General features: G+C 69.5%; 12 protein-coding genes. 9 read left to right on the top strand and 3 right to left on the bottom strand.

Features of this window, described 5'->3' with window-relative positions; all coding sequences use genetic code 11:
• Nucleotides 1–9: 9 nt before the first annotated feature.
• Complete coding sequence (locus tag ASE66_RS15535) at nt 10–1,383, bottom strand: aspartate aminotransferase family protein (protein ID WP_057190611.1); 1,374 nt, start codon at nt 1,381–1,383, stop codon at nt 10–12.
• 81 nt (nt 1,384–1,464) lie between these two features.
• Between ASE66_RS15535 and ASE66_RS15530 the strand changes: the two genes are divergently transcribed.
• From ASE66_RS15530 to ASE66_RS15495, 8 genes are all read left to right on the top strand, one after another.
• Complete coding sequence (locus tag ASE66_RS15530; protein WP_057190610.1) at nt 1,465–2,658, top strand: CaiB/BaiF CoA transferase family protein; 1,194 nt, start codon at nt 1,465–1,467, stop codon at nt 2,656–2,658.
• Nucleotides 2,655–3,581 (top strand): SMP-30/gluconolactonase/LRE family protein, encoded by a 927-nt coding sequence (locus ASE66_RS15525; protein WP_057190609.1) that lies wholly within the window; start codon nt 2,655–2,657, stop codon nt 3,579–3,581. Before ASE66_RS15530 ends, ASE66_RS15525 begins: the two co-directional genes overlap by 4 nt.
• Nucleotides 3,578–4,489, top strand: a complete 912-nt coding sequence (locus tag ASE66_RS15520; RefSeq protein WP_244494939.1) for a dihydrodipicolinate synthase family protein — start codon at nt 3,578–3,580, stop codon at nt 4,487–4,489. Before ASE66_RS15525 ends, ASE66_RS15520 begins: the two co-directional genes overlap by 4 nt.
• A 1-nt stretch (nt 4,490) precedes the next feature.
• On the top strand, nt 4,491–4,769 hold the full coding sequence (locus tag ASE66_RS15515; protein ID WP_057190608.1) for a (2Fe-2S)-binding protein: 279 nt from the start codon (nt 4,491–4,493) through the stop codon (nt 4,767–4,769).
• The gene (locus tag ASE66_RS15510; RefSeq protein WP_057190607.1) at nt 4,766–6,184 is read left to right on the top strand and encodes an NAD(P)/FAD-dependent oxidoreductase; all 1,419 of its coding nucleotides are present in this window, start codon (nt 4,766–4,768) and stop codon (nt 6,182–6,184) included. The genes ASE66_RS15515 and ASE66_RS15510 overlap by 4 nt, the downstream gene beginning before the upstream one ends.
• Complete coding sequence (locus tag ASE66_RS15505; protein ID WP_057190606.1) at nt 6,181–7,284, top strand: NAD(P)/FAD-dependent oxidoreductase; 1,104 nt, start codon at nt 6,181–6,183, stop codon at nt 7,282–7,284. The genes ASE66_RS15510 and ASE66_RS15505 overlap by 4 nt, the downstream gene beginning before the upstream one ends.
• A gap of 94 nt (nt 7,285–7,378) precedes the next feature.
• Complete coding sequence (pcaG, locus tag ASE66_RS15500; RefSeq protein WP_057190605.1) at nt 7,379–8,008, top strand: protocatechuate 3,4-dioxygenase subunit alpha; 630 nt, start codon at nt 7,379–7,381, stop codon at nt 8,006–8,008.
• Between the two features lie 14 nt (nt 8,009–8,022).
• Nucleotides 8,023–8,700 (top strand): hypothetical protein, encoded by a 678-nt coding sequence (locus ASE66_RS15495; RefSeq protein WP_057190604.1) that lies wholly within the window; start codon nt 8,023–8,025, stop codon nt 8,698–8,700.
• Between the two features lie 9 nt (nt 8,701–8,709).
• Here ASE66_RS15495 and ASE66_RS15490 read toward each other — a convergent pair whose 3' ends face one another.
• Nucleotides 8,710–9,624 (bottom strand): DMT family transporter, encoded by a 915-nt coding sequence (locus ASE66_RS15490; protein ID WP_244494938.1) that lies wholly within the window; start codon nt 9,622–9,624, stop codon nt 8,710–8,712.
• Between the two features lie 116 nt (nt 9,625–9,740).
• On the opposite strand from ASE66_RS15490, the gene gcvA reads away from it, so the two are divergent.
• Entirely contained in the window at nt 9,741–10,652 is a 912-nt protein-coding gene (gcvA, locus tag ASE66_RS15485) for a transcriptional regulator GcvA (RefSeq protein ID WP_057190603.1), read from the top strand.
• Between the two features lie 37 nt (nt 10,653–10,689).
• Here the strand turns inward: gcvA and ASE66_RS15480 are convergent, their stop codons facing one another.
• Nucleotides 10,690–12,015 (bottom strand): MFS transporter, encoded by a 1,326-nt coding sequence (locus ASE66_RS15480; RefSeq protein WP_057190602.1) that lies wholly within the window; start codon nt 12,013–12,015, stop codon nt 10,690–10,692.
• Between the last annotated feature and the right edge of the window lie 26 nt (nt 12,016–12,041).

Raw genomic sequence — 12,041 nt, 5'->3', positions numbered from 1 at the left:
TGCGTCTCCTCAGGCGGCGCTGCGGGCGGCAGGCAAGGTCGCGGCCAGCGCTGCTCCGAGCTTCTCGACGATCTCGTCGACATGGCCGGCATCGATGGTGAAGGGCGGCGCCAGCAGGACATGGTCGCCATTGACGCCATCGGCCGTGCCGCTCGACGGATAGCAGATCAGGCCGAGCGCCTGAGCCGTCTGCTTGATCCGGGCGGCAAGCCCCTCTTTCGCGACGAAGGGCTGCTTGCTGTCCCGGTCGGCGACGAGTTCGAGCGATTGGAGCAGGCCCCTGCCCCGGATGTCGCCGACATGCGGATGCTGGCCGAAGGCCTCGCCCAGCCGGCGCGAAAGCAGGGCGCCCATGCGCGCGACATTGTCGAGCAGACCCTCCTCCTCGATCGTCTCGATCACGGCGATCGAAGCGGCGCAGGCGACGGCATGGCTCATATAGGTGTGGCCATTGGCGAGCAGGCCGGAGCCGGCCTCGATCGCCCCGGCGACGCGCTCGCTCGCCATGGTCGCGGCGATCGGCTGGTAGCCGGCCCCCAGCCCCTTGGCGATGGTGATGAGGTCGGGCCTGACGCCCTCCTGCGCGCTCACGAACATCGCGCCGGCGCGGCCCATGCCGCACATCACCTCGTCGGCGATGAAGAGCACGCCATGGCGGTCGCAGATCTCGCGGATGCGGGCGAAATAGCCGGGAACGGCGGTGACGCTGCCGAGCGTCGCCCCGACGATCGGCTCGGCGAGGAAGGCCGCGACAGTCTCCGGGCCGAGGCGCCGGATCTCGGCATCGAGCTCGTCGGCGACGCGCAGCCCATAGGCCTCGGCCGTCTCGTCCTCGCGCTGGTCGCGATAGGCATAGCAGGGCGAGATCTGCGAGGTCTCGATCAGGATCGGCTGGTACAGCGCCCGCCGGCCGGCATGGCCGCCGACCGCGAGCGCCCCCAGCGTGTTGCCGTGATAGCTCATCCGCCGCGAGATGAAGCGGCTCCGCCTGGGCTGGCCGATCTCGACGAAATACTGCCGCGCCAGCTTCAGCGCTGCTTCCATCGCCTCCGAGCCGCTGCCGAGGAAGGCGACGCGGCCCTGGCCGAAGCCGGGCGGCGCGCGCTCGATCAGCATCTGCGCCAGCCTCTCGCTCGGCTCATTCGTGAAGAAGGAGGTGTGGGCGTATTCAAGCTTGCCGAGCTGCGCGATGATCGCCGCGGTGACGCGCGGATGGCCATGGCCGAGGCAGGACACCGCCGCGCCGCCGCTGGCGTCGAGATAGCGCCTGCCGTCGGCATCGACGAGGTGGACGCCGTCTCCGGCTAGAGCGAGCTGCGGCGTGCTGCGGAGGTTGCGATGGAGGACCGCAGATGCGCTCGCCCGGGGGCTGGGTTGTGACATGCCGCTCTCCGCAACCGGAAGAATTGTGTTGATATGCAAAACACATTTTCGTATGAGAAACAAGAACGGAGTGGCCGAGCCTTGAACCCGTCAGAGCAGCGTCCCTTTCACGGCATAAGGGTTCTCGACCTCACCCATGTGCTTGCCGGACCGTTTTGCGCCTATCAGCTCGCTTTGCTCGGCGCCGATGTCGTCAAGATCGAGCCGCCGCAGATGCCGGACACGGCGCGCGGACGCGGGCCCGACGACGCCCTCAACGCTGCCGGCCTCGGCATCAACTATCTCGTGCAGGGCTCGAACAAACGCTCGCTCGCGCTCGACCTCGCCACGGCGGAAGGCCGATCGATCCTGCTCGATCTCGTCGATGGCGCCGACGTGCTGGTCGAGAACTATCGCGCCGGGGCATTGGAGGCTCTCGGCCTCGGGGCGCAGGCGCTCAGCACCCGCAATCCCCGGCTTATCCACTGCTCGATCACTGGCTTCGCCCGCGGCCATGAGCGCGAGGCGGTCAACGCCTATGACAACATCATCCAGGCCGCCTCGGGCGTGATGGCCCGCACCACCGGGCGCTCGGGCGAGCCGGTGAAATCGGGCGCCTCCTTCATCGACTACGCCACCGGCTACGCCGCTGCGTTCGCGATCTCGGCCGCGCTGTTCCAGCGCCAGGCCAGCGGCACGGGCCAGGTCATCGACTGCGCGATGTTTGACACCGCGCTGACGCTGATGGCGCCGGAGGCCGCCGCCGCGCTCTATGAAGGCCCCGCGCAGCCGCGCCCGAAGGAGGCCGGGCTCGGCACCTATGAGACAGCGGACGGCCTCCTGATGCTTGGCGCCTTCAATGTCAGACAGAACAGGCGCCTGTGGGAGACGCTAGGCCGGCCCGACTTCGCCGCGCTCGATGGCTGGCCGGCGCTGTGGGACGCAGCGCAGGCGATGCGCGAGGCGCTGATACCGATCATGCGCACCCGCACCGCGGCGGAGTGGGAGAACTGGCTTCACGCGATCGGCATCCCGGCCGAACGCGTGCGCACGCTCGACGAAGCCGCCCGCCTGCCGCATCTGCGCGAGCGTGGCTTCTTTCACGCGCTTGATGCCGCGGTGCCGGGCGCAGCCTCCGTCGCTGTCCCGCTCGCTCCCTTCACCTTCGCCGCCGCCGGCCCGGCGATCGACCGGCCCCCGCCGCGGCTCGGCGAGCACAGCGCCGAGATCCTCCACGAGATCGGGCGCTCGCCGGCTGAGGTCGAGGCCCTGAAGGCGCGAGGCGTGGTCGCATGATCGGCGCCTCATTCCCCCGGCACGAGGCCGAGCTGTTCACCCGCCTGCCGCAGGCCCTGCATTGGACCGGCGAGCCGACCGACTGGGTGCGCACAACGCGGCCGGGCCAGCGCCTGCACTCCTTCATGGAAGGACCCTGCTTCGACGCGGACGGGCATCTCTGGCTTGCCGACGTGCCCTATGGCCGCCTGTTCAGGATCGCGCCGGACGGCAGCTGGCAGCTCGCCTTCCAGTATGACGGCGAGCCGCACGGCTTACGCCCGCGCGGTGACGGCAGCTGGCTGATCGTCGATTACCGCCATGGCCTGCTCGCCTTCGATCCTGCGGCGAAGACGGTGACGACGCTCTGCGCACGAGTGAACACCGAGCCGTTCCGCGGCCTCAGCGATCTCACCATCGCGCCGAACGGCGATGTCTGGTTCACCGATTCCGGCCGCTCCAGCCTGTCGGACCCGACCGGCCGGGTTTATCGGCTGCGGCAGGGCGCGACGGTGCCGGAGCTGATCCTGGCGAACGTGCCCTATCCGAACGGGATCGCGCTCTCGCCCGACGGCAAGCTGGTCTATCTCGCCGCGACGCGCGCCAATGCCGTCTGGCGTTTCATGGCCGAGGCCCCCGATCCGGCCTGGCCCATGGTCGGCACTTTCCTCCAGCTCTCCGGCGGCCTCGGCCCGGACGGGCTGGCGGTCGATGCGTCCGGCCGCCTCGCCATCGCCCAGGCGCAGGCGGGGCGGCTCTATCTCGTCGATGCCCTCGGCGACCCAGTCGCGGTGGTGCACACGCCGGGCGGGCTCTGGACGACCTCCTGCGCCTTCTCGCCGGACCAGTCTGTCCTGTTCATCGTCGAGGCGCAGACGGGCAGCATCTTCCGCATTCCCATGGCCACGCTTCTTGCGGGCTCTGCTTCAGGACATCGCTCATGACCATGTTGACGAAGGACACGCTCAAGGGTTTCGTGCCGGCCATCGTCACGCCCTTCGACGCGCGCGGCGAGATCATGGTCGACGCATTCTCTGACATCGTCGAGCATCTGATCGGCATCGGCGCGCAGGGCATCTGCGTCGCCGGCGACAATGGTGAGAGCTGGGCGCTCGATCGCGACGAACGCGCCCGCCTGACCCGCGTCGCCGTCGAGCGCAGCGCCGGCCGCGTGCCGGTGATGATGGGCTGCACCGCGCCGGGCTCGAAGCAGACAATCCAGTATGCGCAGGCGGCAAAAGAGGCCGGCGCCAGTGGCATCCTGGTCATGCCGCAGACCTATGTGCTGAAGGCGACGCGCGAGGAATTGCTGCGGCGCTTCGAGCTGCTGGGCAAGGCGGTCGACATGCCGATCGTGCTCTACAACTCGCCGCGCCGCGCCGTGATCGAGCTCTCGATCGACGATGTCGAGACGATCGCCGGCGTCGCCCCCGTCGTCGGCATCAAGGAATCCAACCGCGACATCGGCCACCTGACCCGGCTGATCCGCCGCATGGGCGACCGGATCGCCGTGATGGTCGGCCCGGCCTATTACATCCTGGTCGGCAGCGCGCTCGGCGCGCCCGGCTTCATCGCCACCGGCCCCGAACTGCTCGGCAAGACGGCCGGGATGCTGATGGAGATCGGCCGCAAGGCGCCCGATGCCGACTATGTCGACGCCCATCACAAGCTGACCATCGTCTACGAGACGCTGATGTCACTCGGCACCTGGCCCTCCTCCTTCAAGGCGGCGCTCAACCTGCAGGGCCTGCCCGCCGGCGTGCCGCGCGACCCGCTGCTACCGCTCGGCGGAGCCCAGCTCGACAAGCTCCGCGCGACGCTGGACGAGCTCGGCCTGCTGCCCGGCCGCTGAGATGGACGGCGACCTGCGCATCGGTTCGGCCTGGACGCGGAAAGTCAGCTTCCGCTTCGACGGCGAGATGCTGACCGCGTCCGAAGGCGAGACGCTCGCCGCCGCGCTCTATGCGCAGGGGCGGCGGACGCTGCGCACCAGCCGTGACGATGACGGCCCGCGCGGCGCCTTCTGCTTCATGGGCGTCTGCCAGGAATGCGTCGTCTCGATCGACGGCAGGCTGACCGAAGCCTGCCGCACGCCAGTGCATGAAGGGCTGGTCGTGGAGTCGGTGCGGTGAGTGATTACGATCTCATCGTGCTCGGTGCCGGCCCGGCCGGAGCCACCGCGGCGATCAAGGCCCGCAGCCTCGGCCTCCGCGTCGCCGTATTCGACGAGGCGTCGGCAGCCGGCGGCCAGGTCTACCGCGCCCCCTCTCCCGCGCGGACCACGACGCAGCCCGAGGCCGACCAACGCAAAGGCGACGCATTGCGGGCAAAGCTCGCCACCAGCGGCGCCGTGCTCTACGCCAACCACCGCGTCTGGTCGCTGACATCAGGCTTTTCCGTCATCGCGATCGGCCCCGACGGCCCGCTGACGCTCGAAGCACCCAATCTCATCGTCGCTGCCGGCGCGGTCGAGCGCCATATCCCCGTGACCGGTTGGACCTTGCCCGGCGTGATCGGGCTGGCCGGCGCGACCATCCTGCTCAAGGCCCATGGCGTGCTGCCGGGGCGCCGCGTCGTCGTCGCCGGGTCCGGCCCGCTGCTCCTGCTCGTCGCCAGCAAGATCATCGCCGCAGGCGGCGAGGTTGCCGCCGTGGTCGATGCCGCGCCGCGCGCCGGCTGGCTTGCTGGGGCCGGCGCCATGCTGGCGCGGCCCGATCTGATGGCCAAGGGGGCTGGCTGGCTGCTCACGCTGCTGAAGGCGCGGGTTCCGATCCACTCCGGCGCGGCCATCCGCAGGGTCGATGGCACGGACGGGGTCGAAACCGTCACGATCGGTCCCGTCGATCGCAACTGGCGGCCGGTTGACGGTACCGAGCCGACGATCGCGGCCGATGCCGTCTGCCTCGGCTTCGGCCTGCTACCCTCGACGGAGGTGACGCGGCTGCTCGGTGCCGAGCATCGCTACGAGCCGGAGCTGGGCGGCTGGGTCCCCGCCGTCGATGCCGCGCTGCAGACATCCGTGCCTGGATTGTTCGTCGCCGGCGATGGCGCCGGCGTGCGCGGGGCCGATACCGCCCCGCTCTCGGGCGAGCTTGCGGCTCTCGGCGTTGCCCGCCGGCTCGGGCACGCCGGCGATCTTGCGAGCCAGGCCGCGACGATCGCGGCCGACTGGCGCAGATCGGGACGCTTCGGCGCAGCGATGTCGGGGCTCGCCATGCCGCCGCCCGGCGCCGCCGCGATGATCGATGCTGGGGCGACCGTCTGCCGCTGCGAGGGCCTCTCCCGCGCGACGCTCGACAGCGCAATCGCGGCCGGCGCCAGGACGCTCGCCGACCTCAAGGCGACGACGCGCTGCGGCATGGGCCCCTGCGGCGGCCGCGTCTGCGGCGAGGCGGCGGCGATGCTGATCGCGGCCGCGACCGGCTGGGATCGCCAGACGATCGGCCAGCCGAGCGCCCGGCCCCCCTTACGCCCGGTGCCGCTCGCCGCGATCGCCGCCGCCTTCGACTACGACGAATTACCCATCCCCGCCCCGGCCCCGCTATGAGCGCCCTCTACGACCTCGCCGTCATCGGCGGCGGCATTATGGGTAGCGCCGCCGCCTGCCGTGCTGCCGCAGGCGGGATGCGCACGATCGTCATCGAGCAGCAGACGCTCGGCAGCGGCGCCTCGGGCGTCAATGCCGGCACGCTTTCGCTGCAGATCAAGCGGGTCAAGCTGATGCCCTATGCGATCAAGGGCCATGAGCTCTGGGAACAAGCCGGCGAACACGTCGGCTTCCACAAGACCGGCGGCATCACACTCGCCTTCAACCAGCGCGAGGCCGAGCTCCTGCACGAGCGCATGGCGCTGAAGAGCGAGGCCGGCGCACCGGTCGAACTGATCACGCCGGCACGGGTCGCCAAGCTCGAGCCCAATCTGTCGCGCAAGGTCGTGGCGGCGAGCTGGTGCGGCGAGGACGGCTACGCCAATGCCAGCCTGTCCGGCGCGTATTACCGCACCTTGCTCGAAGCCGCCGGCGTCGACATCCGCGAGCGCACGCCGGTCACGGCGATCGACCGCAGCGGCGGCGCCTTCGAGCTCGCGACGCCGGCGGGTCCCATCCGGGCGACCCGGCTGCTGCTCGCCTGCGGCGCCTGGCTCAAGGGCGCCGGGGCGATGATCGGCCTCGACCTGCCGGTCCGCGCCCGCGTCAACACCGTATCGGTCACCGAGCGCGGCCCGGCGCTGGTCGGTACCGTCATCGGACACGCTACCGGCCTGCTCACGCTGAAGCAGAAGCCCAATGGCAGCGTGCTGATCGGCGGCGGCTGGCAGGGCACCGGCTCGCCGGAACAGGGCCGCGGCTCGGTCGATCCAGCGACCCTGCTGCCGAACCTGCGGCTCGCCCTGTTTGCCGTGCCCGGCCTCGACCGCTTCCGGGTGGTACGGTCCTGGACCGGCTTCGAGGCCAATGTGCCGGATTTCTATCCGCTCGCGGGCGCGGCGCCCGGAGTCGACAATGCCTTCCTGCTCGGCTGCGTGCGCGGCGGCTACACGATCGGCCCATATATCGGCGCGCTGATGGGCGACCTCATCCTCGGCCGCGAGCCGGAACTGCCGCTCTTCGATCCCGGCCGCTTCGCGAGCACAGCCTCGGAGGCCTAATGCTCGCCGCGTTGATTAAACAAAGTTTTGCATATAAACGAATTTGAACCAGGGAGGATGGCATGCCGCAGAGATCGCCCTTCGGGGTAGCGCGATGAGCGCTGCGCCTGTCACGACCAATCGGCTCGCGCCGCTCGCCGAGGACACGGTCGGCCCCTACTACCCCTACTCCTTCATCGACGGCGACCGCAGCGACCTGACGCGCCTGCATTACGGGCTGAGCGTCGGGCCGCAAGGGCGGCAGATCATCCTGCGCGGCCGGCTGCTCGACAGCGACGGCGCGATCGTCGACGACGCGCTGATCGAGTTCTGGCAGGCCAACGCCGCCGGCGTCCTGCGCACGCCCGGCAATGACGGCCACCCGCTGCTCGACCCGTTCTTCGACGGCTTCGGCCGGCTGATCACCACGACCGAGCCCTTCGCCTTCAGGACGATCAAGCCCGGCGCGCTCCCCGCCGAGGGCGGCATGGCGGCGCGCGCGCCGCATATCACCATGACGATGTTCTCCGACGGGATCACCCGGCTGGTCACGCAGATCTTCTTCGACGACGAACCGGAGGCAAACGGAGAGGACCCCCTGCTCGCCAGCCTGCCGGCCGAGCTGCGCGAGCGTCTCGTCGCCAGACGTATTGCAGCGCCCGAGGATGGCCCGGCGGTCTACGAGATCGCGATCGTGATGCGCGGCCCGGGCGAGACGCCCTTCTTCGACGATCTTTCGAGCTGAGCGGAGGGCAAGCGATGTCCCTGATCATCGACCGCGGCCGCCTGATGCTGCCGGGCCCGACCGACGGCGCAGCCGAGCGGCGCGTCCCGAGCAAGCGATTGCACCTGATCCCTGAGGCGGCGCGGCGCAGCTTCGTGCCCTGGGTGAGTGATCTGCCCGGCCTCAAGCTCGGCGAGAACGACCTGACCCGGATCGCGCCAGGCCGCCCGCAGGCGCAAGGCGAGGTCATCGAGATTTCCGGCCATGTCCTCGACGAGTTCGGCCGCCCGGTCCGCAACACGCTGGTCGAGGTCTGGAACGCCAACAAATGGGGGCGCTACACCCATGTGAAGGACCCGGTGCGCGAGCGGCTCGATCCGAACTTCCTCGGCTTCGGCCGGACGATGACCGATAAAGCCGGACGCTATCGCTTCCGCACCATCATGCCCGGCTCCTATCTGGCGCGGCCCGACATCGACCGCTGGCGCCCGGCCCATGTCCATGTCTCGATCCGCGGCGGCTCGGCCAGGCTGATCGCCCAGATGTATTTCGCGGGCGATCCACATCTTGCCCGCGACCCGATGTTCATCCTGCTGGGCGAGGCGCAAGCCCGCCATTTCGGCAGCCTCACCGGGCAAGGCCCGAACGGCGAAGCGCTCTATCGCTGGGACATCGTCATCGGCGGGCGCAACACCGCCTATTTCGGGGGCTGAGGCAGCCGGCTAGGCCGCCGCCTTGCGCCGCTCCGTGACGGTGAGCGCAAGGCCGCCGAGCACGAGCAGGACGCCGAGCACGAAGAACAGGCCCAGCTCGTCGCCGAACATGACGGAGGCTGTGGCGACGCCGACGACCGGCTGGAGATATTGGATGCCTGCGGCGATGCGCGCCGGCACCGTTCGCAGCAGATGGAGCCAGAGGAACAGGCCCGCCACCGTCACCACGAGCCCGAGATAGACGGCGGTCGCGAGCCCCACCGCCGTCACCTGGAACGGCACATGCCACATCTCCCAGGCCGCCCAGGGCAAGAGCGCGAGGAAGCCGAAGACGGTGCTCCAGGCGGCGACGGTCGCAGTGCCGTACTGCTCGGTCAGCTCGACGCTCCAGACATAGTAGAAGGCGATCGTCAGCGCCGAGAGCAGCACCAGCGCCGCGCCGCTGAGCGTGGTCTGCGATGTCGCGACAGCCGCATCGCCGCGGCCCGAGGCGACCAGGGCAATACCGGCAAAGGCGGCGAGCAACCCCAGGGCCTGCAAGCCTGACACCGATTGCCGCAGCCGCGCCGCCGCGAAGACGACGACGAAGATCGGAATGGTCGCGGAGATGATGGTGGCGACCGAGGCCGAGGTGCCGACGACGCCGAAGGTCTGCGCCACCTGGCCGATGCCGATGCCGAGGACGCCGAGCGCGGCGACGCGGGGCAGCGCGCGGCGCGGCAGGCGCTGCTTGCCGACGACGAGGAGGAACATCAGTGGCAAGGCGATGGCGAAGCGCAGCGCGGTCAAGGTCAGCGGCGGCAGGGTGAGCAGGCCGAGTTTGGTGATCGGAATCGAGACGCCCCACATCAAAGCGAGCAGCAGCATCGCCGCGAAGCTGCCGACGGATGGGCTGTAACGGGTGGCCAGGGCCGTTTGGCTCATGGGACGGTCTTCATTCGTCGCGGCGAGGGAACTGCGCAATCGCAGCCTGTAGGTCTTCCGCCTGCTTCCGACAAACCATTTGTCGTCACATCATGAGTGAGCCAAACTCACGCGTGATGTCGCCGCTCGACCGCCTTCCGCCCCTGCAGACGCTCCGCGCCTTCGAAGCGGCCGGACGACTCTCGAGCATGACGCTGGCGGCGGAGGAGCTCAACGTCACCCATGGCGCGGTGAGCCGCCACGTCAAGACGCTGGAAACGCATCTGGGTGTCGCCTTGTTCGAGCGCCTGACCCGGCGGATCGTGCTGACTGAGGCCGGGGCGGAGTTTCTCACGGTCGTCGCCCGCAACCTTGCGGAGCTCACCAGAGAGGCCGAACGCCTGCGCAGCCTGAATGCGGCGACGCGCCTGACGCTCAGCACGAGCGTATCGCTGGCCAGCAAATGGCTGGCGCCGCGCCTGCACCGGCTGATGGTCCGTCTCCCGGACTACGACGTCCATCTCGACGTCACCGACATCAATGTCGATCTGGCCGACGGACGCATCGACGCCGCCGTCCGCTACGGCATCGGGCCATATCCCAACGCGGTCGCGGAACGGATCCTCGACGAGACCGTCACGCCCGTCTGCAGCCCGGCCTACTGGACCAAGACCGGCGCCTGGTCGTCGCCGGTGGAGCTGGCGGGGTGCACCCTGCTGCACGAGGACCGCATGCTGGCGAACTGGGAACGCTGGTTTGCGCTGGCAGGCCTGGCGAAGCTCCGCAGCCGCGGCCCCGCCTATAGTCATGGCAGCCTCGCGATCGAAGCCGCCCTGCGCGGCGAAGGCGTGGTGCTGGGCCGCAGCGTGCTCGTGGCGGAGGATCTCGCCGCCGGCCGCCTCGTCGCGCCCTTCCCTGAGCTGAAGCTCGCGGCGGAGCGCGGCTACGATCTGGTCTATCGCGCCGGCAGCCAGGACAACCCCAAGCTCCGCGCGGTCCGCGACTGGCTGGCCGACGAGATCGGGCTCTTCCTGAGCAGGACCGGGTGACGGACCGGCCACCCGCTTTCCCTGCGGGGCTATCGCCTCACTCGTAGCGCGCTTCCGAGCGCCGATCGACCGCCAGCGCCGCCAGCGTGCAGAGCGCGCCGGAAAGCAGGTAGATGCCGACCCAGGCGAGGCCGAAGGTGCTCGACACCGTCAGCGCCACCAGCGGGGCGAAACCCGCGCCGAGCAGCCAGGCGAGGTCGGAGGTGAGCGCCGCGCCGGTGTAGCGGTATTGCGGGCCGAAGCTCGAGGCGACCGCCCCTGCCGTCTGGCCATAGGACAGGCCGAGCAAGCCGAAGCCGAGGATCACATAGATCGTCTGACCGGCGAGGCTGTCGCCGAAGAGCAGCGGTGCGACCACGCTCGACAGGCTGAACAGGGCGATCATTCCGCCGGACAAGAGCAATGTGTTGCGGCGGCCGATCTGGTCGGCGATCAGGCCGGAGGTGACGATCGCGCCGGCCCCGACCACGCCGCCGGCCGCCTGCACCAGCAGGAACTCCGAGACCGAGCGGTCGGTGAAGAGATTGATCCAGCTGACCGGGAAGATGGTGACGAGGTGGAAGAGCGCGAAACTCGCCAGCGGTACGAAGGCGCCGAGGACGATCGTGCGGCCATGGGCGCGGATGAGCTCCGATACCGGCATCGGCACCAGCTCGCGCGTTTCCATCAGCTGGGCGAATTCATGGGTCGCGACCATGCGCAAGCGCGCGAACAGCGCGACGACATTGATCGTCAGCGCCACGAAGAAGGGATAGCGCCAGCCCCAACCGAGGAAGTCCTCCTTCCCGAGCGCCCCCTCGAAATAGGCGAAGAGCCCGGCGGCGAGGATGAAGCCGAAGGGCGCGCCGAGCTGCGGCAGCATGGCGTACCAGCCGCGCCGGTTGGCGGGGGCGTTCAGCGCCAGCAGCGAGGACAGCCCGTCCCAGGCGCCGCCAAGGGCGATGCCCTGAAGCAGACGGAAGGCGGCGAGGATGACGCAGGACCAGATGCCGATCGTGGCATAGCCCGGCAGGAAGGCGATGGCCGCCGTCGATCCGCCGAGGAGGAAGAGCGCGACGGTGAGCTTGGTCGCCCGGCCGTAATTGCGGTCGATCGCGAAGAACAGCACCGAGCCGATCGGGCGCGTCACGAACGCCAATGCGAAGATACCGAAGCTGTAGAGCGTGCCGGTGAGTCGGTCGACGAAAGGGAAGACCAGCTCTGGGAAGACCAGCACGCAGCCGAGGCCGAAGACGAAGAAGTCGAAATACTCGGACGTTCGCCCGATGATGACGCCGAGCGCGATATCGGCGGGGCTGACGTGATCCCGCCCGTGATCCTCCGCCAGATGGGCCGGTGATTGGACCGTCGCGTCAGCGCTCATGACCGCGGATTCCTAAGCTGGCGGGC

It is taken from the genome of Allobosea sp. Root483D1, assembly GCF_001429505.1.
Classification (GTDB): Bacteria; Pseudomonadota; Alphaproteobacteria; order Rhizobiales; family Beijerinckiaceae; genus Allobosea.
Note: the sequence above shows the minus strand (reverse complement) of the source record. Positions and strands in the feature narration are given on the sequence as shown.

Bases quoted from the DNA above. Each gene is read 5' to 3' on its own strand.
- ASE66_RS15535 (WP_057190611.1), bottom strand. From the start codon at position 1,383: ATGTCACAACCCAGCCCCCGGGCGAGCGCATCTGCGGTCCTCCATCGC.
- ASE66_RS15495 (WP_057190604.1), top strand. From the start codon at position 8,023: ATGTCCCTGATCATCGACCGCGGCCGCCTGATGCTGCCGGGCCCGACC.
- pcaG (WP_057190605.1), top strand. From the start codon at position 7,379: ATGAGCGCTGCGCCTGTCACGACCAATCGGCTCGCGCCGCTCGCCGAG.
- ASE66_RS15480 (WP_057190602.1), bottom strand. From the start codon at position 12,015: ATGAGCGCTGACGCGACGGTCCAATCACCGGCCCATCTGGCGGAGGAT.
- ASE66_RS15490 (WP_244494938.1), bottom strand. From the start codon at position 9,624: ATGAGCCAAACGGCCCTGGCCACCCGTTACAGCCCATCCGTCGGCAGC.
- gcvA (WP_057190603.1), top strand. From the start codon at position 9,741: ATGTCGCCGCTCGACCGCCTTCCGCCCCTGCAGACGCTCCGCGCCTTC.
- ASE66_RS15525 (WP_057190609.1), top strand. From the start codon at position 2,655: ATGATCGGCGCCTCATTCCCCCGGCACGAGGCCGAGCTGTTCACCCGC.
- ASE66_RS15515 (WP_057190608.1), top strand. From the start codon at position 4,491: ATGGACGGCGACCTGCGCATCGGTTCGGCCTGGACGCGGAAAGTCAGC.
- ASE66_RS15520 (WP_244494939.1), top strand. From the start codon at position 3,578: ATGACCATGTTGACGAAGGACACGCTCAAGGGTTTCGTGCCGGCCATC.
- ASE66_RS15505 (WP_057190606.1), top strand. From the start codon at position 6,181: ATGAGCGCCCTCTACGACCTCGCCGTCATCGGCGGCGGCATTATGGGT.